This window comes from Mesorhizobium sp. ESP7-2 (genome assembly GCF_020164715.1).
In the GTDB taxonomy this organism is placed as follows: Bacteria; Pseudomonadota; Alphaproteobacteria; order Rhizobiales; family Rhizobiaceae; genus Mesorhizobium.
This window is the reverse complement of the sequence record NZ_JAIUGQ010000031.1, coordinates 46,701-70,254: the sequence shown is the minus strand read 5'-3', so window position 1 is coordinate 70,254 and position 23,554 is coordinate 46,701. Positions and strand designations below refer to the sequence as shown.

Annotated in this window: 19 protein-coding genes, 1 pseudogene and 1 other annotated feature; of the genes and pseudogenes, 15 read left to right on the top strand and 5 right to left on the bottom strand. The window is 63.0% G+C overall.

Annotation, left to right across the window (positions count from 1 at the left end; genetic code table 11):
- Positions 1-8 precede the first annotated feature (8 nt).
- Together pgm and LB543_RS24485 are read left to right on the top strand one after the other, a co-directional pair.
- On the top strand, positions 9-1,670 hold the full coding sequence (gene pgm, locus LB543_RS24490; protein ID WP_224615916.1) for a phosphoglucomutase (alpha-D-glucose-1,6-bisphosphate-dependent): 1,662 nt from the start codon (positions 9-11) through the stop codon (positions 1,668-1,670).
- Between the two features lie 753 nt (positions 1,671-2,423).
- Positions 2,424-4,523, top strand: a complete 2,100-nt coding sequence (locus LB543_RS24485) for a ParB/RepB/Spo0J family partition protein (RefSeq protein ID WP_224615914.1) — start codon at positions 2,424-2,426, stop codon at positions 4,521-4,523.
- 209 nt (positions 4,524-4,732) lie between these two features.
- Here LB543_RS24485 and LB543_RS24480 read toward each other — a convergent pair whose 3' ends face one another.
- Entirely contained in the window at positions 4,733-5,068 is a 336-nt protein-coding gene (locus LB543_RS24480; protein ID WP_263498812.1) for an SRPBCC domain-containing protein, read from the bottom strand.
- A 532-nt stretch (positions 5,069-5,600) separates the two neighbouring features.
- Between LB543_RS24480 and LB543_RS24475 the strand changes: the two genes are divergently transcribed.
- Both LB543_RS24475 and LB543_RS24470 read left to right on the top strand, forming a co-directional pair.
- Entirely contained in the window at positions 5,601-5,837 is a 237-nt protein-coding gene (locus LB543_RS24475; protein ID WP_224615913.1) for a NepR family anti-sigma factor, read from the top strand.
- A gap of 392 nt (positions 5,838-6,229) precedes the next feature.
- Complete coding sequence (locus LB543_RS24470) at positions 6,230-6,430, top strand: hypothetical protein (RefSeq protein ID WP_224615911.1); 201 nt, start codon at positions 6,230-6,232, stop codon at positions 6,428-6,430.
- Positions 6,431-6,532: 102 nt separating this feature from the next.
- On the opposite strand, the gene LB543_RS24465 is transcribed toward LB543_RS24470, so the two are convergent.
- The gene (locus tag LB543_RS24465) at positions 6,533-6,742 is read right to left on the bottom strand and encodes a hypothetical protein (protein ID WP_224615909.1); all 210 of its coding nucleotides are present in this window, start codon (positions 6,740-6,742) and stop codon (positions 6,533-6,535) included.
- Positions 6,743-7,278: 536 nt separating this feature from the next.
- Positions 7,279-8,469: a DUF1173 domain-containing protein gene (locus LB543_RS24460; RefSeq protein WP_224615938.1), complete on the bottom strand. Its 1,191-nt coding sequence runs from the start codon at positions 8,467-8,469 to the stop codon at positions 7,279-7,281.
- Positions 8,470-8,654: 185 nt separating this feature from the next.
- On the opposite strand from LB543_RS24460, the gene LB543_RS24455 reads away from it, so the two are divergent.
- From LB543_RS24455 to LB543_RS24430, 6 genes are all read left to right on the top strand, one after another.
- Positions 8,655-13,193 (top strand): strawberry notch family protein, encoded by a 4,539-nt coding sequence (locus LB543_RS24455; RefSeq protein WP_224615908.1) that lies wholly within the window; start codon positions 8,655-8,657, stop codon positions 13,191-13,193.
- Between the two features lie 12 nt (positions 13,194-13,205).
- Positions 13,206-14,276 (top strand): toprim domain-containing protein, encoded by a 1,071-nt coding sequence (locus LB543_RS24450; RefSeq protein WP_224615907.1) that lies wholly within the window; start codon positions 13,206-13,208, stop codon positions 14,274-14,276.
- A gap of 245 nt (positions 14,277-14,521) precedes the next feature.
- The gene (locus LB543_RS24445) at positions 14,522-15,463 is read left to right on the top strand and encodes a DUF2493 domain-containing protein (RefSeq protein ID WP_224615906.1); all 942 of its coding nucleotides are present in this window, start codon (positions 14,522-14,524) and stop codon (positions 15,461-15,463) included.
- 222 nt (positions 15,464-15,685) lie between these two features.
- Positions 15,686-15,970 carry a DUF1778 domain-containing protein gene (locus tag LB543_RS24440; protein ID WP_140763110.1) on the top strand — a complete coding sequence of 95 codons (285 nt, stop codon included), beginning with the start codon at positions 15,686-15,688 and terminating at the stop codon, positions 15,968-15,970.
- Entirely contained in the window at positions 15,971-16,480 is a 510-nt protein-coding gene (locus LB543_RS24435) for a GNAT family N-acetyltransferase (RefSeq protein ID WP_224615905.1), read from the top strand. It abuts the gene before it with no gap.
- 118 nt (positions 16,481-16,598) lie between these two features.
- A complete protein-coding gene (locus LB543_RS24430; protein WP_224615903.1) occupies positions 16,599-17,072 on the top strand; it encodes a hypothetical protein in 474 nt (157 codons plus the stop codon).
- Between the two features lie 332 nt (positions 17,073-17,404).
- Here the strand turns inward: LB543_RS24430 and LB543_RS24425 are convergent, their stop codons facing one another.
- A complete protein-coding gene (locus tag LB543_RS24425; protein ID WP_224615901.1) occupies positions 17,405-17,785 on the bottom strand; it encodes a hypothetical protein in 381 nt (126 codons plus the stop codon).
- A gap of 170 nt (positions 17,786-17,955) precedes the next feature.
- On the opposite strand from LB543_RS24425, the gene LB543_RS24420 reads away from it, so the two are divergent.
- The 3 genes and pseudogenes from LB543_RS24420 to LB543_RS24410 all read left to right on the top strand — a co-directional run bounded on the left by LB543_RS24420 (position 17,956) and on the right by LB543_RS24410 (position 21,811).
- Positions 17,956-19,470 carry a lipopolysaccharide biosynthesis protein gene (locus LB543_RS24420; protein WP_224615899.1) on the top strand — a complete coding sequence of 505 codons (1,515 nt, stop codon included), beginning with the start codon at positions 17,956-17,958 and terminating at the stop codon, positions 19,468-19,470.
- Between the two features lie 542 nt (positions 19,471-20,012).
- Positions 20,013-20,609: a hypothetical protein gene (locus LB543_RS24415; RefSeq protein ID WP_224615896.1), complete on the top strand. Its 597-nt coding sequence runs from the start codon at positions 20,013-20,015 to the stop codon at positions 20,607-20,609.
- Positions 20,606-21,811, top strand: a pseudogene (locus tag LB543_RS24410) (IS3 family transposase). Before LB543_RS24415 ends, LB543_RS24410 begins: the two are co-directional and overlap by 4 nt.
- Positions 20,890-21,006 (top strand) — a sequence feature (AL1L pseudoknot). (Overlaps the previous pseudogene by 117 nt.)
- Before the next feature lie 492 nt (positions 21,812-22,303).
- On the opposite strand, the gene LB543_RS24405 reads toward LB543_RS24410, so the two are convergent.
- Positions 22,304-22,513: a helix-turn-helix domain-containing protein gene (locus tag LB543_RS24405; RefSeq protein ID WP_224615894.1), complete on the bottom strand. Its 210-nt coding sequence runs from the start codon at positions 22,511-22,513 to the stop codon at positions 22,304-22,306.
- Between the two features lie 103 nt (positions 22,514-22,616).
- On the opposite strand from LB543_RS24405, the gene LB543_RS24400 reads away from it, so the two are divergent.
- The gene (locus LB543_RS24400; protein ID WP_224615893.1) at positions 22,617-23,216 is read left to right on the top strand and encodes a hypothetical protein; all 600 of its coding nucleotides are present in this window, start codon (positions 22,617-22,619) and stop codon (positions 23,214-23,216) included.
- Positions 23,217-23,299: 83 nt separating this feature from the next.
- Positions 23,300-23,539 carry a hypothetical protein gene (locus LB543_RS24395; protein WP_224615892.1) on the top strand — a complete coding sequence of 80 codons (240 nt, stop codon included), beginning with the start codon at positions 23,300-23,302 and terminating at the stop codon, positions 23,537-23,539.
- The last annotated feature ends 15 nt before the right edge of the window (positions 23,540-23,554 follow it).

Sequence of the window (23,554 nt, the reverse complement as noted above, 5' to 3'; positions counted from 1 at the left end):
CGACCAGCATGACCATGAACATCAGCCCCTTGGCCGGAAAGCCGGCCCCGCCCGACATATTGGTCAATGTAGCCAAGCTCGTCACAGCCTACTACAGCCAGGCGCCGGACCCTTCCATCCCCTTGCAGCGGGTGGCATTCGGGACATCCGGGCACCGCGGATCGGCATTCGAGAGAACATTCAACGAAGCACATGTTCTGGCAATCAGCCAGGCCATTTGCCGGTACCGCGAGCGACAGGGCATCGACGGCCCCATATTCGTCGGCATCGACACCCATGCGCTTTCGGAGCCGGCCTTTGCGAGCGCCCTTGAGGTGCTGGCCGCGAACGGTGCGGTGGTGATGACGGCGGCGGGTGGCGAATATACGCCCACCCCGGCCGTTTCCCATGCAATCCTCAGTCACAACAAGGGCGGCAAGACCGGGCTCGCGGATGGCATCGTCATCACGCCGTCGCACAACCCGCCCGGCGACGGAGGCTTCAAGTACAATCCGCCCAATGGCGGGCCGGCCGATACCGACGTTACCGGCTGGATCGAAAAACAGGCCAATGATCTGCTTGGCAGCAGCCTGAAAGACGTGCGGCGGATGCCGTTCGAGAAAGCTCTCCATGCGCCGACAACCCATGCCCACGATTTCCTAAACGCTTACGTGAACGATCTCGGCAACGTGATCGACATGGACGCCATTCGCGGCGCCCATGCCCGCATGGGCGTCGATCCGCTCGGGGGCGCTGGAGTCCACTACTGGCCCGCAATTGCCGAGCGCTACAAACTCGACCTGACCATCGTCAATCGGCTGGTCGATCCCACCTTTCGCTTCATGACGGTCGATTGGGATGGCCAAATCCGCATGGACCCGTCGTCATCCTACGCCATGCAAGGCTTGATCCGCCTGAAGGACCAATTCGACATCGCTTTCGCGTGCGACACCGATCACGACCGACACGGCATCGTCACGCGCCAAGCTGGGCTGCTGCCGCCCAATCATTACCTGTCGGTAGCAATCGACTACCTGTTTCAGCATCGCCCTGAATGGCGCAAGGGCGCCACCATTGGAAAAACGGTGGTGAGCAGCCAGATGATCGATCGCGTCAGCGCCAGGCTGAAGCGCAGGTTGTATGAAGTCCCGGTCGGCTTCAAATGGTTCGCCGAGGGGCTTCAGGACGGCTCCCTGGGTTTCTGCGGCGAGGAAAGTGCTGGAGCGACGTTCATGCGCCGCAACGGCGCCGTCTGGACGACCGACAAGGATGGCATCGTCCCGGCGTTGTTATCAGCGGAGATCACAGCGAGAGCGGGCCGGGATCCAGGCGAGGTCTATCACGATCTGACAGAAGAATTCGGCGAACCAGTCGCCGACCGGCTCCAGGCTGCCGCGACCGCGGCACAAAAAGACAAGCTGTCGAAGCTCTCGCCGCGGCAGATCAAGTCTAAGACCCTGGCTGGCGAGCCGATCCAGTCGGTGCTCAGCCGGGCACCGGGCAACAACGCCGAAATCGGCGGCGTCAAGGTGGCCACGGAAAATGGCTGGTTTGCCGCGCGCCCGTCAGGCACCGAGGCTATCTACAAGATCTACGCAGAGAGTTTTCGGGGACAGGACCATCTGCGCGCCATCCTGGCCGAGGCGCAAACGATCGTCGACCAGGCGCTTGATGGAGCCGGAAAGACCTGAACTGGCGGGCGGCAGGTCTGGTCCTGCGCAGCTTGCAGCATCCCGCATTTGGCAGCAGGCTCGGCAACGAATTCGGCGGGATATAGGACCGTGGCATCGTCGCGAACGACGGCGCCAGGTGTCAGATGCGCCTCGTCGACATGTGACGGTCCGAGAATGTGCACTACATGCTTGCCTGCTGCGAGGGGACAGTCTGCGATGATCCGCCGGTGGCACCGCCACCAGACTGTTTAGGTGCTCATTATCGTGCACACCTGCTGCGCGCCTAGCTCCCGAGGCGGGCAAAGCCAAGCCGGAAGGGCACTGTCAAGGCGTAGTCAGCGTAGTTGCGGAAGCTACGGACCCGCCAATATGTGTTGGGGGAAGGCTCCGCGCTGCGCGTCTTTCCTCGAAGACCGCTAGCTCGGCTAGATGCTCATAACCGATCTGCCACGGCGCCAATGTTGCCGGCAAGCTCTTCTGGTTGCGGGGGGGTGCGCAACACGAGCCAGTCCGTCACCGTCGACCAGCAGGCGCTGATCCATATGTCCGATGGACCACGTCAACGTCCTTGCAGGCCCTCGGCGGCTCAGTCGCCTTGAAATCCGCGAGCCGAACCAGAGCAGCGCTCCTTATCCCGACCCATCATCAATCGTTGCGGCAGGTGGATGGCGCTGGCGCGAGGCCTGGAGGTAGAGGGGGGAGGAGAGGGTTCCTGACGGGCTTGGAGGTTCGGGGAGAGGCCCCGGGCCGCCCGTCACGGAGAACCCGATCATGGCCAAGAACGCTATTCAAAAGATCGCGATGAACGCCGCGGAGAACATCCCCTACGACAGACTGGTGCTGTCGCAGAAGAATGTCCGGCGGGTGAAGGACGGAGTGTCCATCGAGCAACTCGCTGAGGATATCGGCCGGCGCAAGCTCTTGCAGAGCCTGAACGTCCGTCCCGTACTCGAGGGCGAGGGCGAGGAGACCGGCACGTTCGAAGTGCCCGCCGGCGGGCGCCGCTATCTCGCGCTCGCCATTCTCATCAAGCAGAAGCGGCTGGCGAAGAACGAGCCGATCCCCTGCATCGTCAACCGCAGGCAGGAAACGTCGGCCGAAGAGGATTCGCTTGCCGAAAACCTGCGCCGCGCCGACCTGCATCCCCTCGACCAGTTCCGGGCCTTCAAGGCGCTCAGCGATCAGGGCCTCGACCCCGACGAGATCGGCGCCCGCTTCTTCGTGTCGCCGGCGACGGTGAGGCAGCGCCTGCGGCTGGCATCGGTGTCGCCAAAACTGCTCGAGCTCTACGAGAAGGACGAAATCCGGCTCGAACAGATCATGGCGTTCTCGATCTCGGACGACCACGCGCGCCAGGAGCAGGTCTGGGAGCGGATCTCCGGCTCGCACTCGCAGGAAGCCTACTACATCAGGCGCCTGCTGACGGAGACCACGGTCCGGGCCGATGATCGCCGGGCCGTCTATGTTGGTGCCGAGGCCTATGAGGCGGCTGGCGGCGTCATTCTTCGCGACCTGTTCGAGCAGGATTCCGGCGGCTGGTTCCAGGACGCGGCACTTCTCGAGCAGCTGGTCTTCGACAGGCTGAAGGTTGATGCCGAGGCGATCCGCGCCGAAGGCTGGAAATGGGTCGAGGCTGCGATCAGCTTTCCCTATGGCCACACCTCCGGCCTGCGGCGCATCTATGCCGAGGCGCAGCAGCTCAGCGCCGAGGAGATCGAACGCTACGACGCGCTGAAGGCCGAATATGAAAAGCTCGATGCGGACTATGCCGCGGCCGAGGACGCCGACGAGGCAATCGAGGCGAAGCTCGACCAGCTGGGCGCCGAGCTCGATGCGATCGACGATCGTCCTCAAAGCCACGACCCAGCCCAGAAAGCCATTGCCGGTGTCTTCGTGACGCTTGCCGCGAACGGCAATCTCCAGGTCGAGGCCGGTTTCGTGCGGTCCGAGGACGAGCCTCGGTCCGAGACTGGCGACGTCGGTGAGGGCGAGGAAGGGGATGCCGAGGGCCAAACCCGATCCAATGGTGACGACGATAGCGATAGTGTTGTCGTCAACGGCAAGCCGGTGAATGACAGTTCCGGCGATGACGGCGAGGAGGATGGCATCAAGCCGCTGCCCGATCGGCTCGTCTTCGACCTGACCGCGCAGCGGACTCTGGCGCTGCGCAACGCGCTCGCGGGTGACGTCGACATCGCCTTCCTCGCGGCACTCCACGCCGTCGTGCTGCAGGTATTCTATCGCTTCGCGCCGGACAGCTGTCTCGAAATCAGCCTGAAGAGCGGCAGCTTCTCCCAGGTTGACGGTCTTGCCGACACGTCCTGGGCCAAGGAGATCGCCGAGCGGCACGAAGCTTGGGACCTCGATCTGCCCGATGAGACGGATGGCCTGTGGGACTTCCTTCTCGGCCTCGACCACGCAAGCCGCAAGGCGCTGTTCGCGCACTGCGTCTCGTTGACCCTCAACGCGGTGGTCGAACCGTGGAACAGGCGGCCGCGGGCGCTCGAGCATGCAGACGTGCTGGCCAACTCGCTCAAGTTCGATATGGTCGACGCCGGCTGGACGCCCACGGTCGAGTTCCTCGGTCGCCTCACCAAGGCGCGGATTCTGCAGGCTGTCCGCGAAGCCCGTGGCGCGGACTCCGCGCAGCTGATCGACCACATGAAGAAGGACATCATGGCGCGTGAAGCCGCCCGTCTTCTCGAAGGATCGAACTGGCTGCCCGAGCCGCTGCGCCTCGACGTCGACGAGGCGGCGCTCGAAGGCGATGCCACCGAGCTGCCGGCCTTTCTCGCCGACGATGCGGATTCGTCCTCCGGCGAGCCGGTGACCGACGGCGACGAGACGGACCACCTGCAGGCCGCCGAATAATTGGCCCTCCCGTTCCGCACAGGGCCCGGCACATCAGCCGGGCTCATTCTGTTTTCCAAGATGGAGAAATTCGCATGTCCGCACATATCATCTACGAATCCGCCCCTGTGGGGAGCGTTATCCGCTACTCGGACGGCGCGGCGAAACCCCCGTCGCGCTTCACCAAAAAGCTCGCCGCCTGGGAGAGCCGCAAAGCCTCGCGCCTATGTTCAACGACCTTTGAGCACCTGGGCGAGGTTACCTAACATTTTCTCCCAAAGCTGTTGCGCGTCAGGCGGTCCGGCCCCGCCCGCTTGGAAATCCAAGTGAGAGCCTGCCCCCCTAGGTGTGATCGTTACATCGATCTGCGCCAGGCCGGCGAAGTGTCGGGGCACTGCCAACGTGAACGACAGTCGTGTGGGCGCCTCGCAAATCGCGTACCGACCATCATGCGTGATGATCTCACTCCTCTCGTGTTCGACAATTGAAAGAGCGCCGCCGGCACGAGGGTCGGTTTGTGCTTCGAGCGTGTTGGTCGGCGATTTGAACAGCCAGCGCTCCATCATCGACGGATCGACTCATGCGGCAAATACCGCTTGGGGATCTGCGTCGAGATCGAGCGCTACCCTGGCTTTGACCTCTGCTGTCGACATTCACGCCTTCCTTACAGGCCTACAAAGCGCGGGGCTTCGGGATTTGTTCCCCGCCGGGACGCCTGTGGGCACTGCGCTGCCGCTGAAAAAGATCCGACGTATGTGCTTTCTGGGGAGTCGGTTCGTCGCTCTGGCACATGCGATGTAACGTTCCGCAATCAGGAGGTGACCCATGACGCCATTCGAGTTAGATCACCGGCAACGCCACGGCCCAGTGGGTGGATGAAGCCCGAATGTTCCTCTACATCGGCGACAAACTCTCCAATACGCCGGATCCGGAGATGGAAACGTCTCTTCGGTTAACGCGGGCCGCTTGCCTCACAGAATATGCGGCCCAGTGCTACGACCATGCCGGTCGCAAAGTGCCAAACCTGAATTCGTATCCACCGTGGCCATGGTGTCAACCTGCCGTGAGAAGACGGAGGATCACCGGGACAATGTGACTATGAGCTTCCCTAGCAATACGAACGGGCAGGTGGCGGTTGCTGCCACTGTGAGGCGCCAAATTGGCTCAAAGGCAGTGACGCGCTATGCAGCGACCTTGCCGTTCTTCCGCGTTGACGAGACCATCCCGGATACGTTCAAAGAGCTGCTTGAGCGGCTGGAACAGGCGAAAGAAGCCAGTGTTCCCGAGGAACCGCTGCCGTGGCGCTCCATTGGTTTAGCCCTCCCGTCGCTGTGAAGACCGACGGTCCGGCGCGACCTAGGCCAAGCAGCATCTCAGTTTGAAATCCCTCCGGATGGCACGTTCATCCACCACCAAGTCAAAACCAAGGGCGCACCAAGGTGACGCTATCGTCATGCGCCGCCCAGCAAGCGCGGTCGCATCGGCGAAGGGCGGCCGACAGGGATCGCTCGGATAGTGGCTGAGAAGACCAACGTGTCCCTATCCACTCTTGAGCGCGCGCTGAGCCCGCTTTCGAAGAAGAGCAAGTCAAGTTCTACCAAGCGATGGACACGATCTTTGGCGAATTATCGAAAACAGAGCGCAGTTTCACGTCACACTGACGGAAAACTCAGTCAGATGAGCGCCCCCTGCAAGCGTGGGAAGCTATGCCGCCAGGAGGAGGAAACATGAATTGGGGTAGTGACTCAAAACTGCTGCTGGCGCTCAGTATCCTTACAACGATCAGCGCACCCGCATTCGCGGTCGAATGTCGCTCGGTCGGTGGGCACGTTCGGCCGGTCAACGTGACAGTAATGACCGATGGCAATAAGATGCCCGAAACTATAACTGGTATCAGCAACCGTGAGGAAGTGGCCGGAATCGCCTAGGTCTGCAATAGCAAGTTTAAGTTTTGACGGCGAGAGCCGCTAAAGGTTTTTCCGCTCGTCCGGTCCTCAGCTACGAGCACGGGCCAACGCTGCTCTGGCCGGCTATCTGCCCGGCTCGGAAACCAGAACAATGCCAGCGGCCAAGCTCTCCTCTTCGAGGACATCTGTCACATCACTGACGCTGGCTTCCGCATCTGGGTGAGCCTTCGCCAGTTCCATTGCCTTGGATTCCAGGTCAAACGAAAACTGTCGACGCTTCTTTGCCGCTGCTACCGCGTCTGCAATCTCGACTGCCAAGGTGAGTGCGGGCATTTGATTTCTCCCCAAGTGCTGCAGCGTCTGCCCCAAATATGGCAGACATTCGACCAAGCCGACATTTACGCGGATGGGGCGCTCCAGCCCGCGCTGCATCAGCGGGTGTGGAACGCAAGCAGGGGCGCCCACGGGCAGCCGCCTGAGGGAAGGACGGCGGTTGATCCTGCGGCAAGAGAGCGGGGCCGAGAGCGGTTGCACATCACCCTGTCGGAAAACGGACGCTGGATGCCGTCTGTGCTGGCGATCGATTGCTCGAAGAGAACCATTTCGACGTGCCCAGCCACCATCCAGCGACAGTGCGCCGTCCACGGCGATTAGCAATTGCTAATGCGGAACATCCACAAGTCTGCTGCTTTAGCTGAAACCGCAACGTCGGCCATCCTACTCGCGTCCCTCGCGGCGCACATTGATATCGGCTTCCTTCGCCTCAGCCACACAAAGGCCCGGCGGGAGATCAGGCGCAGTGCTTGTCCAATCGATGACCTGCAACCGATTCACGACATTGATGCGAACCTGAGATGTCGTCGCCATCCCTATGGAAGGGCCGGCATCTCCCCGTCACCAACACGCCAGGTCCACGCACCGATCTCCGGCCGATCCGCAATCATGTCCTGCAGCGAAACGTCGAACGCTTTATCCGCTCCGGCCGGAACGACAAAGAGCGCGATCGGCTCCTGCCTGTCCTGAAGCAAGGCGTTGGCGATCGGCTGGTCGGGTTGCAGGTCGTAGCGCAATCCCTTTACGCTCTTCTCGCGAAGACGGGCAAGCGCGTCGACGAGCCGCTTTTCAGGGACCGTCTCGTAAGGAATCCAGTTCTCGGACACGACCATCAACGCGATCTCCTCGACAATGGCGAGGCCGGCCGAATTCACTCCGAAGGTCGCGATAGCCATGAGATGTGAGCTCGAATCCGCTCCCCACAGCGACAATTCTCTCTCGAAGCGCGCCTGCAAACGCCGATGCATTGCGTCGTCGATGATAAAGGGAAAGCCGGGCAAATGCCTGACGACAAGTTTCTGACCCGATCGGGCGGGCGTGATCTCCTTTACCTCGCCGACCAGGAGCAGCAATTTCCGCGGGCCGGATTTTGGCGGAAGTGCTGTAGCAAGAACGGCGTTGCGACGCTGTTCGATCGCTTCTTTGTTCTCGGCCCGGAACGGCTCGGGGACGAACAGGATGTCCGAAAGCGCTCCGCCTCTCACTGTCATTTGCCCGGCCGCCTCGATGAGGTGCCAACGGACATTCCACCAATGTCGCTTGCCGGCCCACCTGGATGTCCAGACCGTCAATTCAGCCTCGTGCCAGAGATAGTGAAGGAGGCCACGCAGTGACATCCTCCTGGGATCTCCGGCCACGCTGGCGGAGTTCTGGCCATCAGGCACGGACGCCGCCCGACTTCCCGTCTTCGACAGGCTGAAATCCAGCTTCAGCGCCGCCATGCCGTTTTGCGGATCGACCTGGATCGCGCTGCCCATCAACGCGCCGAGCCCGGACAGCTCGTAAGGCGATTCATAAGAATCGCAGGAAGAATCGTGCCCGCCGCCGCTGAGCGGCATGCGCTTGATCAGATGGAGGTCACCGATGCGGGCGACGTACATCGGGCAGCCCGGCTCACGGCACAGGCAGAGTGGACGCTCCCTGCGGGCATAGGCGTTCGCAAGCGCCGCCTGCAGGTCAGGCGCTCCCTCCTCGTAGACGTCACTTCCAATTCGGAACCGTCGCATCACCTCCGCAGCTCCAGGTCGCCGCCGCATCCCTGTGTGCACATTCAAGTCATGGCTTTGCGCTGAGCGCAACCCGTTTGATGGACCGACGCCAGAGGGAGAGGGGAGCCGGGAGGAGTGCGGCCCGGCCGGCGCGGAGAGAGTGCCGGCGCGGGGGCCATTCCCCTCTCGCGAAGGACGTTTCCATGAACATCGTTTCGACCACATCCGACGTTGCCCGAACGGCCGCACCCCTCGGCACGCCGGCACCCGCTGCCAGCGACAGAGCCCAGGTGATCTTTCAGGCGGCGTTGCTGCTTCTACCTTTCCTAGAGCAGGGCAAGCCAGTCACCACCGCCGCGCTCCGCACCGTCATGACGGACAGCTTCGGCGGCACGGACGCACAGGGCTTCTGGGTCTGGAAGGACGCCTATGAAGCGCTCGAAGCGGCCCAGGTGCTGTTCCTGCGCCGCTTCGGATCGGCGATCCTGTCCCGGTCGACTACGCCGCAGGCGACCCTGGCGATGATGAAGCGGATCGCCAAGCTCATTCCCACCCATACGCGACGGTCGGACGAGAGCCAGGCCATGCAGCAACTCTCCACACCACTGCCGCTTGCCTTCGTTGCCGCGCATGCCGCTGCAATCAGCTCTTCAGACCTCGTTCTCGAACCCTCGGCCGGCACCGGCCTGCTCGCCGTACATGCCGAGATCGCGCGGGCTACGCTCGTGCTCAACGAGCTTGCCGCGACGCGCGGCGATCTTCTCGGCCGGATGTTTCCGCGAGTCCCCGTTTCCCGGCACGATGCAGCCCATATCGACGATCATCTCGATGCCGCCATCGAGCCGTCCGTCGTGCTGATGAATCCGCCCTTCACGGTGGCCGCCTATGTTGACGGCCATGTCGCCGATGCCGCGTGGCGGCATCTCTCCTCCGCATTCGCGCGCCTGCGTCCAGGCGGCCGTCTTGTCGCCATCACCGGCACTGGCCTGTCTCCCGAAAACCCCAAATGGCGGGCAGCCTTCGAGCGGTTGCAGCAGCTGGGCACCGTCGTTTTCACCGCGGTGATCGACGGCCGTGTCTATGCCCGCCATGGCACAACCGTCGAAACCCGCCTGACGATAGTCGACAAGGTGCCGGCCACCGGTCCGTCCGGCTTCGCCGCCTCGCCGGGCAAGGCCGCTGATGTCGAGACGCTGCTCTCCTGCATCATGGATCTGCCGCCGCGGACACCGGGCGGCTTTCCGGACTCGATCGGCGCTCTGTCGAACCGGATCCCGGGCAATGCCGCCATGCACATGGCCGGTCGGGCCACGGCAGTAGCTGCACCCGCGTCCGCAACATCGTTTGCGCCAAAGGCTGTCCGACCGGCTCGCCCCGTTGCAAGGGCAACGCTCAGCCACCCGGCCCTTGAGAGCAGAGCCCCGGCGCTGCCCCTGACCTACGAGCTTCGCGAGTGGATGCCGGAGGAGAGTGGAAGCCTCACCGACACGATCTACGAGCCTTACGCCCTTCAGTCGATCCACATTCCCCGTGCAAAGCCGCATCCGACGCCGCTGGTCCAGTCGGCCGCCATGGCCGCGGTCGCGCCGCCGAAGCCTTCCTATAGACCCCTACTGCCTGGCGCGATTATCGACGAGGGCCTGCTGTCCGACGCCCAGATCGAAAGCGTGATTTATGCCGGCGAAGCCCATTCCGGCCATCTCGCCGGTACCTGGACCGTCGACGAAACCTGCGATGTGGTCTCGGCCGCTCCAGAAGGTGCTGCGAACGCGGTCCGGTTCCGCCGTGGATGGTTTTTGGGCGATGGAACAGGTTGTGGAAAGGGGCGACAGGTCGCCGGCATCATCCTCGACAACTGGCTGCAGGGCAGGCGCCGCGCGATCTGGATCTCGAAGTCGGACAAGCTGCTGGAAGACGCCCAGCGCGATTGGGCCGCACTTGGCCAGGAGAAACTCCTCGTCCAACCCTTGTCCCGTTATCGGCAGGGCACCCCCATCCGCCTCGCCGAAGGCATCCTCTTCACCACCTACGCAACCCTGCGTTCGCAGGAGCGCGAGGGCAAGAAATCCCGGATTGCCCAGATCCTCGACTGGGTCGGACAAGAGGCGAGGAGCGGCGAAGCCGCGACAGGGATGAAAGAAAACCCGGCGAGGAAGGCCGACGGCCCGACGGGGACCAAACGGTCTTTCGATGGCGTCATCGTCTTCGATGAGGCGCATGCCATGGCCAACGCCGCCGGGGGAAAAAGCGAACGCGGCGACGTCGCACCCTCGCAGCAGGGCAAAGCAGGCCTGCGGTTGCAGCATGCGCTTCCCGACGCCCGTGTCGTTTATGTCTCGGCGACCGGCGCCACCGCGGTCGAGAATCTCGCATATGCGCAGCGCCTGGGCATCTGGGGAAGCGAGGATTTTCCCTTCGCCAACCGCACCGAGTTCGTGGCCGCCATCGAGGATGGCGGTGTCGCGGCGATGGAAGTGCTTGCCCGCGATCTCAAGTCGCTCGGCCTCTATACGGCGCGTTCGCTTTCCTATGACGGTGTCGAATATGACCTGCTCGAGCATGAACTGACCCCGGAGCAGATCCGTATCTACAGCGCCTATGCGGACGCCTTCCAGGTCATCCACAACAATCTCACTGCCGCGCTCGAAGCGGCCAACATCACCAGCGGGACCGGCACGCTGAACCGCAACGCAAAAGCGGCGGCGCGCTCAGCCTTCGAGAGCACCAAGCAGCGCTTCTTCAGCCATCTCATCACCTCGATGATGACGCCGACCTTGATCGGCGCGATCGAGCAGGACCGCACCGATGGTCATGCGGCCGTGGTGCAGATTGTCTCGACCGGCGAGGCGCTGATGGAACGACGGCTGGCCGAAATCCCAACCGAGGAATGGTCGGATCTCCATGTCGACGTCACGCCACGCGAGTATGTCGGCGGATATTTGATGCATTCTTTCCCGACCCAGCTGTTTGAAGAATATTCGGACGCTGAAGGGAACGTCTATTCGCGGCCAGTCCATAACGAAGACGGCAGCCCGGTACAGTGCCGGGAGGCGGTTCGCCGACGCGACGAGATGATCGAGCACATCGCGTCGTTGCCGCCGGTCGGCAGTGCACTCGACCAGATCATCCATCACTTCGGCACCGACATCGTCGCTGAGGTGACGGGCCGCTCGCGCCGTATCGTGAAGAAGACCGGCAGCGACGGGGTCGACCGGCTTGCTGTCGAGAACCGTCCGGGCTCGGCCAATCTTGCCGAGACCCAAAGCTTCATGGACGACGACAAGGGCGTGCTTATCTTTTCGGACGCCGGCGGCACGGGCCGGTCCTATCACGCAGACCTCGGGATGAAGAACCAGAGGTTGCGTAAGCACTATCTGCTCGAGGCCGGCTGGCGCGCCGACAACGCCATCCAGGGCCTGGGACGGACGCACCGCACCAACCAGGTGCAGCCGCCGCTCTTCCGGCCCATGGCCGCCAATGTGAAAGCCGGAAAACGTTTCCTGTCGACCATTGCGCGCCGGCTCGACACACTGGGTGCGATCACGCGCGGCCAGCGCCAGACCGGTGGGGCAGGGCTGTTCCGATCCGAGGACAATCTGGAAAGCCCCTATGCCCGCGCTGCCCTTCGCCAATTCTACTGGCTGCTCCACCAGGGTAAGATCGAAGGCTGCTCGCTCAGGACCTTCGAGACGGTCACCGGCCTGTCGCTGACCACCGACGAGGGCGGGCTGCGCGATGAACTGCCGCCGATCACGACCTGGCTCAACCGTCTGCTCGCACTGCGGATCGAAACTCAGAACCTGTTGTTCGAGGTGTTCGAGCAGTTGATGGCGGGAAGAATAGAGGGCGCCATCGCCGCCGGGCACTATGACAAGGGTCTGGAGACGATCACGGCGGAGAGCATCGTCGTAACCGATCGGCGAACCGTCTACACCCATCCTGTTTCGGGCGCCCAGTCGCATGTGCTGACCGTCGCGCGCAAGGACCGCATCCGGCCGCTCGGCCTGGTCGACGCGCTGGCCATCGTCCGAGCGGAGCCCCAATCGGTTCTGCTCGTCAACTCACGCTCGAGCCGCGCGGCGATACAGCTGCCGACGGCGAGCCTGATGCTCGACGATGGAACCGTCGAGCACCGCGTCCGTCTGCTGCGCCCGACCGACGAGCTGCGCTTCGGCCGTGATGCGCTCGCCGAGACGCATTGGCAGGCAGCTGAGCGGAACGTATTTTGCGAACTCTGGGAGGCGGAAGCCGCCGCGGTGCCGGAGTTCACCACCAGCACCTTCCACATCGTCACAGGGCTTCTCCTGCCGATCTGGCGGCGGTTGCCTGACGACGATTGCCGGGTTTACCGCATCCAGACCGATGCCGGCGAACGCATCATCGGTCGTCACATTGCGTCGACCCTTGTCACGACCATGTTCCGCAATCTTGGGCTTGATCATGTGCCCTCGCTTGCACCCGAAGATGCATGGACCGGGCTCGTGGAAGGCAAGATCGGGCTGCAACTCGCCGACGGCCTGATCCTGCGCCGCAGCCGCGTCATGCACGACTACCGTGTCGAGCTGATCGGCTTCACCGACGCAATGGTGCCGCGGCTGAAGGCCCTCGGACTGATCTCCGAAATCATCGCCTGGAAGCTTCGGCTGTTCATCCCGACGGCTGCGCAAGGCCCGGCCCTCCTCGCCGCGTTGCTGGATCGCCATACGCTGGTCGGAGTCACCGACCGTGCCGCAGCTGCTTGAGGGGAGGCGATCATGACCGGCTCGGCTTCCGAGCTGGCGCGCCGCCTCGGCGACCATGCCGAGGCGGTGTGCCGCGAATATCTCTCCAACGGCCATCGCTCAGGCAACCACTGGATGGTTGGCGATGTCCGCAACACGCGCGGCCGCTCCATGCATGTGCGGCTGAAGGCCAACGCGAAAGGAGCAGCCGGAAAATGGGTCGATGAGGCGAACGGGCAACATGGCGACCTGCTCGACGTCATCGAGCACAGCTGTGGTCTGGTCGACTTCCGCGAGGTCGCTGATGAAGCGCGCCGTTTCCTCGCCATGCCGCTGCCACCGCCCCAGCCCCAGACTCAGACCCATGGCGCGCAGGGCCAAACCGCCGCGGCACGCGGCTCTTCCGGCGCTGCGCGTCGCCTGTTCGGCATGTCGCAGCCGATCGCCGGCACGCTGGCCGAACGATACCTCGCTGGTCGCGGCATCGTGCTTTCCATAAGCGAGCGCGCCCTGCGCTTCCATCCCGGCTGCTACTACCGGGATCTCGTGACTGACGAGACGCAGACCCTGCCCGCGCTCATCGCCGCTGTCACCAGCCTCGAGGGTCGCATCACCGGCCTGCAGCGCACTTACCTGTCCCCTTGGCTCGATCCGAACGGCAAGGTCGGCAAGGCGCAACTCGCTGATCCGCGCCGCTCGCTCGGGCATCTTCTTGGCAACGGCATCTGGCTCGGCCTCCAGCCCGGTGTGCCTGTTCCGGTCATGGCCGCCGGCGAGGGATTTGAGACGATGGCGTCGCTCAGGACGGTGATGCCGGCGCTGCCGGTCGCCGCCGCGACTTCGGCCAATCATCTCGCCGGCCTGATCTTTCCGTCTGGCTGTCGCCGCCTTTACATCGCCGCCGATGCGGACGCCGCCGGACGGCATGGCATCGAGCGTCTCAGCCAGCGTGCCGGCGCGGCCGGAATCCTCGCTCTGGAGTTGCGACCGCGGCTCGGCGATTTCAACGACGATCTACGGCATCTCGGCCCGACCCATCTCGCGGCCTGGCTCGGCGATCAGCTCGTCCCGGAGGATGCCCGTCTCTTCCTGCCGTTCGAATGAAGGGCTCGGGCCGGCAGGTGGGGCCGGCGTCACCGGAAGACCGATTGGCATGGCGGCGGTCCGCCGGGAGAAGCCGCGCCCGCGGCCTGCCCGAGAGGCGACCCCTGCCACGCCCCCGTCACGGCCGCAACGGCTGGCGCCGTCCTCCGCTCGCGCTCCGGCCTTCGGTGCGGCCGCGCCCGGGCCGCGGCCGGGATGCGCTGTCAGGCCGCGACAGGCGCGGCCACAACCGACGGAGACACGCCATGACCTACGACCTTCCTTTCGACGACGCCTACGAGCCCTACCACACGTCCTCACCGACCGACCGCGTCATCCTCGAACTGCAGATGTACGGTCATCGTCCGCATCAGGACGAGCCCGATCCTCGGCCACTTCCCGACGACGAGGTGATCCGGGCCGGCCTCGCCGGTATCGTCGAGACCTTCGCCGGCATGCTCGGCGACACCAGGCTCGAACCCGACCTCGACGACCTTCTCTGGTCTTTCACCAACGTCTTCCACCGCGCCGCCGAGCGCGTCGCCCGTAGCCTCGAGCGCAATGAGGAGGCGCAACGCTCGAGCCAGCAGGAGCAGGACGGCTCCGAGGTGAAGTCCGTCGAGCTGGAACGGCTCACAGCCGAGGGCATAACCTATATCGAGCGGCGCAACGTGCTCGAAATCATGCGCGATGAGGCCGCCGACCTCTACGAGGCGCAGACCGGATCGGCATGGCGGCCGCGCACCGGCTCCAAGGTCAGCCACCAGGCGATGACCGCGTCGGTGATCGACTCGCGCGACTTCCTCGCCGCCCGCCGCCACGCCGAAACCGAGGTACTCGTTCCGGCCGGCACCAAGATCGCCTTCGCCGGTGGTCTCGACTGCAACGATCACGACCGGATCTGGGACGCGCTCGACAAGGCCCACGAGAAGCATCCCGACATGGTACTGCTCCACGGCGGCAGCCCGCGCGGCGCCGAACGCATCGCCGCCTGCTGGGCCGAGAACCGCAAGGTCACGCAGATCGCCTTCAAGCCGGATTGGAACCGGCACGCCAAGGCGGCTCCGTTCCGCCGCAACGACCAGCTTCTCTCGGTCGTGCCCTATGGCCTGATCGTCTTTCCCGGCTCCGGCATCACCGACAACCTTGCCGACAAGGCCCGTCGGCTCGGCATCCCCGTCTGGCGGTTCGCGGAAGACGCCGCGTGAGCGTCGGTTTCCCCGCAATCCGCACCGCCGAACCCGACCGCGCGCGGCCGGGTCGGCGCCCGCGAAGCGCACCGAAGCCCGCGCGCGAAGCACGGCACCCTCCACCACGGCACCCTCCACCTCCACTAATCGGATCGACGCGATGGAGCATGCCGCCACGCAACCTGGTATTGCGATCCGCGTTACACCGACGTATATACATCCGCAGCAAAGGAGCGCGCCATGGCCACCACAGCCACGAGGAAGGAAATACCCGTCTCGATGCGGTTTCGCGATGATGATCTCACCATCATCGACCGCGGCGCGGAGCTGCTCGGCCTCTCGCGCACGGAGTTCATGCGACGCGCAGCACTCCACGAGGCGCAGGCGGCCATCCTCAACGAAACCGTCATCCGCGTGTCCCCGGAAGCCTATGACGCCTTCATGCAGGCGATCTCGGCGCCTGCCGCCCCGCCCACGCCGAAGGCGGCAGAGCGGCTGCGTCGGTCGCCGCCCTGGGACCGCTAGGTGGCGCTTTCAGGCATCGAACTCCTCGACGACGTGCATCGCCTCGACAGCTTCGATTGCGGCAAGCCAGCGCTTAACGCTTGGCTGGCCGGCTTCGCGCGAACGAACCAGGCCCGCGGGTTCACCCGCGTCCTGATCGTTCACGACGCGGGGACAGTCGTCGGCTATTACGGCCTCGCGCCGGGCGTGATCCAGCCAAACAGCGCGCCGCGCGCCATCCGCACCGGTCGCCCGCCCGACCCGATCCCCTGCCTGCTGATCGGACAACTCGCCGTCGACCATCGCTATGCCGGACAAGGCATCGGCAGCGGCCTGGTCAAGGACGCGCTGCATCGCTGCGTCGCCGGCGCCGACATCGTCGGCGGCCGCGCGGTGGTGGTGCGGGCGATCGACGCCGAGGCCGAGCGCTACTGGCAGAGCTGGGGCTTCATCCCCGCGCGGGACAATCCGTCGGTACTCATGCGCTCGATCCAGGACGTGAGTCTCTGGCTGGCCGACAGAGCCCACTAGCTCCACACGTAGCGCCTCCCGCAGCGGCAGGGTCCGGGCGCGCCGGCCTGCGGCCGGCCGGGCTGTAGTCGCGGCGTCCCGCCGCTCCCCGCGCCGGCTTCGCCGTCTCGGCCTTTGGGTGACGATCCCTCGCGCAGGGCCAGAGGGAGAGGGCGGCCGGCGCGGGGCGGGGGACGCTGGAGAGAAGGAGGCGCAGGGCCTGCTCGCCGGCTACAGTTACGAGCATGTCGGGGTCTTCCATGCGGGCAAGGAACCCCGCAACAATCTGGGCGACTGGGCCGCCTACCATGTTCCTTCTCCTGAGGATGCCAGAGGGTGCTGGGTCCACGCCACCAAAGACCGGGAGATGGTGCGGCGCGCCGACTTTGGCATGATGGTCTGGGGCGGCGCATCACCCGGCACGGCCGTCAACGTGTTTCGGCTGGCCATAGCGAACAAGCCGTGCGTCATTTACGATCCGGCCAGGGGCAGCATGGCGACCACGTACACTGTGGAAGACTGGTGCGCCATGCTCCGCGATGCCGGTCCAGACATTCGCCGCCAAGCCGAAGCCTGCATGATGCCGGACGAGCGTCTGGCGTTGCCGGGATGATGTAGGCGCAGTCCCGCCGACAGCCCGGCGGGTACGATCCAATGTGCTTGATCCGGCCCCGAGCCCCCAACTTCCCTTCGATTAACGGCCGGGGCCGGCTCCTTCCGAAATCGGCCACGCACAGAGCCGCAGGGCGTTGTGCAGGACAATCATCTTGCCCGTCTCGCGTCTGAAGCGGGTGCAGCGTGCCGAACATCCTGGCTTGCGCGGTCATCCATCGTGGCTTCGAGGGATTGCTACCGAGGGCGGGAAGTTCGCTGCCATTCCTGCTGGCGCTGCGCGAAAGAGGGTTTCGGGTCACCGCCATCTCGAGCGATGTCGGAGGCGTCTTTTCACCGTATGGCATTCCGCATCGCCGATTTGGCTTCGAGCGCTTTGCCAGCGGTGGTGGCGATGCAGCGCTGCTCTCTTCGGGCGATGATGTAGGATGCTAAGCTAGAGAGCTTCAAGCGGCCCGCGTACGCCTTCAGGTACCAACTCGCGATGCCTGTATCTTGGTACTTCTGTTTGGTTGCAAGCTCATGGCTCGCGATCTCGTCGTCGTAATTGATGGGCTTGGCCGCCGGTGCCCTCGATATGATCTGATCCATCTTCAAATCCTCGGTCATCGGCTCACTTTCGCTTTTCTCTTTCTTGCCGGGTTCGCTGCCGATTAGCCAAGATTCAAACGACCGTTGGCTCGCGACGCGCGATTGGGCCGCTTGGAATTCCATCCGCTCGAAGGCGTATGTTGCGGAAGGAGGCTTCCAGAAGGCGCAATGGTTTGCATCCGTCGAACGAATGAAGACTTGGCTGGAACTGAGGCTACCGTGCTGGCCTCACGGATTCATCGCGGGAAGCTCCCGATCGGCCTTTGTCGGGACTGGGCAGGAACGGAAAGCGGATGGAGGACGAATCCAGAAAACCGGTAAAGGAAACGATGGAGTTGGAACGCCAGCTCGCGGCTTCGGCAATGCCCGTTTACGGCAATTTGGCGACCGACGCCCTCGGGGTAAATGGCGATAGCTTAAAGAGGATTTTCGAGCCAGCGGGCCAGCAATCTACGGCCAAGGAAGGCACCGGCAGCCACGGTTTGACCCGACGCCTCTCACACGCAAGCGTTTGGTCCTTGTTCATTTACGCGGCGGGTGCCGGGCTGACCTTCGTAACCCAGATCGTCATCGCTCGGCTGGCAGGCGCGGAGAGCTTTGGAACATATACCTACGTGTTCGCCTGGATTACACTCCTGTCTTATGGCTCGACTCTCGGTTTTCACGTAGCCGTTCTGCGGTTCGTGCCGGCCTACGAGACAACGAACCAATATCCGATGGCGCTCGGATTCATCCATTTGGGGTCCAAAGCCAGCATTGCGGTTGCAATTCTGATCGCCGCGGTTGGCGCGCTGGTCGTGATCGGGTGGCCTCACCATCTCGAGCCGGAACTTGCCATCAGTGTGTTGATCGGCTTGGCGGCACTTCCGCCGATCACAATTTATCTCACCGGTGCAGGGCTCGTGCGCGCGTTTGGAGGCGTTATTTCCGCGCTCCTTCCCGAGCGCATTATACGCGACGGACTTATGCTCGCCCTCCTCGGTCTAGCGGCTTTTTTCACGCCGTGGCGGTTGGATGCGACGGCCGTGATGTGGATGCTGCTGGTCAGTTCAGCCGTCGCGGCCTTCGTAATGGTTCTCAGCATATGGGGCCTGTGGCCCGCTGGCCTGAGTGCCGCGCCTCCGACTTATGCTTTCCAGGATTGGTGGCCTTCGCTTCTGCCGATCATGATCATGACATTCGTGGACGTCCTGATGAACCGCACGGCTGTGATGCTGCTTGGAAAGATCGGCTTCATAAAGGGGGCAGGGATATTCGCGGTCGGGTCGAACATCGCGTTGCTTCTCACTCTGCCGCGTGTTGCGGTGAGCACCGCATTCGCACCGGCTATTTCGCGTCTGTTCGCCCGTGAGGATCTGACGGGGCTCCAGGCATTGTTCGCAAGAGCCACCGTATTGTCTTTTGCAGGCGGCGTTGCGCTGGCGCTTCCACTGCTCGTGCTTACCGAACCGGTGTTGCATGCGTTTGGCGGTGAATTCACCTCCGGTGCGCTCATAGCCAGGATTCTGATTGTCGGGCAGCTATTTGCTGCCGCGGTCGGGCCGCAGCAGCAACTTTTGACAATGACAGGCCACGAGCGCGCCGCGGCTATGCTGATGTCGGTGGCGGCAATCATCAATGTCTCGGGCTGCATCGTGGGTATCGCGCTGCATGGAGCGGTCGGGGCAGCCATTGTCACCAGCGCGACGATGATCTTCTTGGGCGTTTGTCAAGCGATCTACATCCGCTCCCGATTGGGGATTCATCCCGGATTGATCTGGGCGATCAGACACGTGTGCGAAGCCGTGATGGCGGGTCGGTTGCGCTAGCGAACCGATAAAAGGAAGCGCCGGACGATGCCCAGCCATAGGCCCGGAACGAAAAGCCCCGGCACTTGGGTCTGCACCGGGGCCTTCCTGCGGCAACAGCACCTCGGCCACCGACCTCGTGCGTCCCCTTGCGAAGGGCCCTAATTGCGCACCAATCCCCTTGATGACCTCGACGATCTCGGCCTCGTCGCCACCAACGTGGAACTTCGTCCATCCCGTCCGTTTCAACTCCTCGATCGATCTTAGCAACGCGACGACCTCCAATTTTGAATGCCAGATTTTCGCGACCCATAACGATTTCCACTAGTAGCGGAGTAATTGTGGCGACGATCTCGCCCAACTGAGAGCCATCAAGGGGTGCTTTGGTCGATACCAATGCCTCACCAATTCAGAGATCTCGGTTTTTGTTCAAGAGCGCCAAGTTCGTCAATCTTGGACCGTGGCGAAGTGGGGTCGACTCTGCAACGCCTTCGTCAAAGGCCTTAACCCCGACCGCCATAAACCGATATAAATATCTGTGCGGAATGCTGTAGAGTTGTTACATGCGAGTCGAGCTCTCAGAACAGTCTATTGATGCGCTCGCCGAGATCATCTCCGGCGGCGCCGCCAACGGTTATGAGCCCTCAATTGGCCTGTATCGGCAGGGCTGGAAGCTCGAAGCTTGGTTCAAGGGGTTTGGAGTTCCATTCGACGTCAAGAGTGAGAGCCGGCTACCGGCCACGACGACTGCGATCCGCGCGGCTATCTTCATTGACACCGGTAACGGTGGACTGCTGAAGCGGATCATTGAAAGCTCTGCAGATCCCCGCGACTTTATACGGGAACCGGAGCGGCACTCGGCCGTCGTCGAGTATCTCAATAAGCACCTATTTTATGACGGCCTAAAGCTCGAGTGGGCGGGTCGCATAATGCGGTTGGTCGAGATCGCCGAGACTGCCCTCGTGACCGGTGAACTATCGGCGATGGCTGCCGGCATCGACTTTGACACTGCCAGCCGAGATCTCGATCGCGCTCTTCGTGCGGGCGCTGACGACCCGGAGATTGCGGTCACCGCCGCCTGTGCTGTCGTCGAAAGCGTCTGCCGGTCGATCCTGGTCGAACTCGCGATCGACTTCCCGGCAAAGCAGGTGGAGCCATGACAAGCAAGACGACGAACAGATTTTCTTCCGAGGTTCGCACCCGCGCGGTGCGGCTGGTTCTCGATCCCGAAGGCGAGCACGCCTCGCGGTGGGCGGCGGTTTCGTCGATCGCTGCCAAGATCGGCTGCACGGCGCAGACGCTGCATGAGTGGGTGAAGAAGGCCGAGCGCGACAACGGGGTTCGCGCCGGCGTGCCTACGGATGTGGCGACGAAGCTGAAGGCTCTGGAACGCGAGAACCGCGAGCTTCGGCAGGCCAACGAAATCCTGCGCAAGGCGAGCGCGTATTTTGCCCAGGCGGAGCTCGACCGCCGGTTCAGGCCATGATCGCCTTCATCGACGATCACCGCCAGGCGCATGGGGTCGAGCCGATCTGCAAGGTGCTGCCGATCGCCCCGTCGACCTACCACGACCATGTCGCCAAGCGCATCGATCCCTCCCGGCTGTCGGCTCGGGCAAGACGGGATGCAGCCTTGAAGGATGAGGTCCGCCGCGTATTCGAGGCGAACTTCCGCGTCTACGGCGTTCGCAAGGTCTGGCGGCAGTTGCGGCGCGAGGGCTTCGATGTCGCCCGCTGCACCGTTGCCCGCCTGATGAGGGTCATGGGCCTTGAGGGCATCATTCGCGGCAAGCCGCTCCGTACGACGGTGAGCGACAAGGCCGCACCTTGTCCCATGCCCCGGCGCCGAACATGCTGTGGGTCTCCGACTTCACCTACGTCGCGACCTGGACGGGCTTCGTCTATGTCGCCTTTGTCATCGACACCTATGCGCGAAGGATCGTCGGCTGGCGGGTGAGCCGGACGGCCCACGCGAGCTTTGTGCTCGACGCCCTGGAGCAGGCTCTACATGACGACGGCCCGTTCATCGCGGCGGGCTCGTGCACCACAGCGATAGAGGCAGCCAATACGTCAGCATTCGATACACCGAGCGCCTGGCGGAGGCCGGTATCGAGCCTTCGGTGGGCAGCGTCGGCGACAGCTACGACAATGCTCTCGCCGAAACGATCAACGGTCTCTACAAGGCCGAGGTAATCCACCGACGTGGACCATGGCGCTCGTTCGAGGCTGTCGAGTTCGCAACGTTGGAATGGGTCGACTGGTTCAACAATCGCCGGCTGCTGGAGCCCATCGGCAACATCCCGCCGGCCGAAGCCGAGGAACGCTACTATGCCATGCTGGAAGAACCAGACATGGCCGCGTGACTCAAACGAAATAGCCTCCGGAAAACCCGGGGCGGTTCAAGGAACAGCGTGATAGTGTGGACGACGACGAGTCTGGCTGGACCCATCTGGTGACGAATTCGGCGACGCCTACGTCTTCACCGACGAAGACAAGCAATTCGAGTGCGCGCTCGATTTTCGAGGACGTTGATCAAAGCTGAATCCAGTCCGGGTTCGGTTGCCGGATGCACCGCCGACCTAACCGAACCGCCGGTTCCGGTCATTAGAAGGGGTCTCCATGGATGTCGCGGGCGAGGCGCAAAGCGGCCGTTTTTCACCTAGCCAGTACCACTCCTTGCGATATCTAGCTGCGGACGGTTGTGGCTTCGCTGGTCGCAATTGCCGCAGGAGCACCGCAATCCTGGTCAACGGCCACGTGCTATTTTAGCTCCAACGCCGGCTTGCACAAACCCATCCCAATGTCCGACCTCGTTGACTGCATAAGCCCGCTTAATGTCGGTTGATCGACGCTGACTATTTTCTTGAGAGCAACTCCGCCACCTCGATTTCCAACGCCTTGGCGAGACGATCGACTACATCAATGCTGGCGTTGTAGACACCTCTCTCCAGGGAGCTGATGTACGTACGATCAATGTCGGCGCGGTGTGCAAGCTCCTCCTGCGACAGGCCTTTGGCTAGGCGGGCCGTTCGCAAATTCCGAGCGAATACCTCACGTATCTCCATGGGCGGGAGATCAACGAGTTGAAGAGTATTTCACCACGGAGTATTCTCTACAAAGATTTGTTGTGCTACGATCCTCGCGGCTAAGCACGGGAGCCAGGAACGGATGGTCGATCGATTAATGGCTAGAGCCCCGAATACCAATTTGCGTCGGAACGGCGAAACGCCAGCCCAGCGCCGGGAGAGCGGCAAGGGCCGGGACGCTGTCTCCGATCCAGCTATTGCGTTGTTCACGAACTGGCAGCAGGCCCAACGAGTCTCGCTGGTGTTATGTCGTTTGCAACAGCGTTTGGAAACGCGCGTACTCGGCGCGGCGCCGCTGGAAGTGATGGATGAGAAGGCCGGCTACTTGATCGCCTATCAGGCGGAAGTCGAGGCTATGACGACTGCCTTGAAACTTCAGGACGAACTGCCTCAAACCCCGGCGCGGTCGCTTCTTGGCGTTGTCGCTAAGCTCGAAATCATAGCCGGCGCAGATCGCGACATCGACGATCCCACCGACTTTCCCTGGCCGCATATTGCTTCGGTACTTGATGATTTAAAGGAAATCACCGGGAGCCTGCCGCTGCAACGGCCGGATCGGTTGGCCATCGATGCGGATTGCAGGCGATACCGGGCGATGGCTGCCGATCTAGTCGATCTGCAGACCCAATCCGAGAATCTCGACTTGAGCCTGCGACCCGCCGTTGGGATAAATGCGGAGTGAGAAAAGAAACAACAGCGTACATAACGGCCATTCGCCGCTGAACCAATTTCAGCGAATCTTATCCCGATGCAGCTGTGGTCGGGATGGAACTGGTGAAAGCGAAGCGGCGCGCTACAAAACGCAGCGTTGAGCGCAACGCCGAGACCAATCTGTTTTCGCGCCAACCTGCCATTGACGAAGCATTTCTGGAACGAACGGCCCGCTTGTTCGAGGTGCGCATGGAGCAGCCCCTATCACTGGAAGATTCGCGGCAAATCGTCGATAATCTCGGTGGCTTCTTCCGCATCCTTGCCGAGTGGGAACGGATTGACCGGGGCAAATAGCTGGCGCTAGCTGCC